Origin of the sequence: Brachyspira catarrhinii (assembly GCF_005518285.1) — a bacterium.
GTDB classification, from domain to species: domain Bacteria; phylum Spirochaetota; class Brachyspiria; order Brachyspirales; family Brachyspiraceae; genus Brachyspira; species Brachyspira catarrhinii.
Map to the genome: position 1 here is coordinate 1 of NZ_SJDU01000896.1, position 282 is coordinate 282.

Genomic DNA, 282 nt, shown 5'->3' on the forward strand with positions numbered 1-282 from the left:
ATTTTGAGAAAAAAGAATATGATAAGGCTATAGAAAATTATGAGAAGGTATTGGAAATTAATGATAGGTATTGGGGTAAAGAAAATATTAATCCAATAGTTGCATTAGCTAAATCTTATATGGCTTTAGGAGAGTATCAGAAAGGAATTGAAGTATATAAAAAATATATAAAAGAAGATGTTTCAGGTTGTTGGCGTTCTATAAGAGGTTTTTCATACAATAAATACAAAGACATTGAAGACTATAAATATTTGATAGAAGCATTTAATCAGCTTATAGAAG

At 26.6% G+C, this 282-nt stretch carries 1 protein-coding gene; it reads left to right on the forward strand.

Annotated features, from left to right (window positions below):
* Window positions 1-282, forward strand: a 282-nt coding sequence (locus EZH24_RS13755) for a tetratricopeptide repeat protein (RefSeq protein ID WP_137999514.1), incomplete at both ends; no start/stop codon positions are given.